The 348-nt window shown below is 37.6% G+C and carries 1 pseudogene; it reads right to left on the bottom strand.

Features of this window, described 5'->3' with window-relative positions:
- A pseudogene (locus JN080_RS29330) lies at positions 1–230 on the bottom strand (hypothetical protein); the annotation flags it as partial.
- Positions 231–348 lie beyond the last annotated feature (118 nt).

The following is a 348-nucleotide window of genomic DNA, read 5'->3' as shown; positions in this document are numbered from 1 at the left end:
GACAGATAGTAATCTTTACCTGTTATCAGTCTGTAACGCTGTTCCCCTAAAATAAGTTCATCCACACGCAAGCCAGCATATGTAAGCAAATAAAAAATCTCCCTATCACGGCGATACTTTTCTTCCGGATTCACTCCCCTACTTTTGACGGGTTTCTTCCTTATTGTAAAGAGTAAATCTTCAAACTCATCTTCTGTCAACCACATGATCTTTTCAGAATCTTCATCTGCTAAGGGGGCTAAAAAGATAGGATGCTTTCTTAGGTCCAAAGTTATAATCGTTCTATATAGTTTGTCATCAAGTCATTAACCTTGGATTCAACTTTTTGAAGCTCATCATTTTCAAGCC

The organism is Bacillus sp. EB600 (assembly GCF_024494385.1).
Lineage (GTDB): Bacteria > Bacillota > Bacilli > Bacillales > Cytobacillaceae > JAEVLT01.
This window is presented reverse-complemented; position numbering and strand designations above follow the sequence as displayed.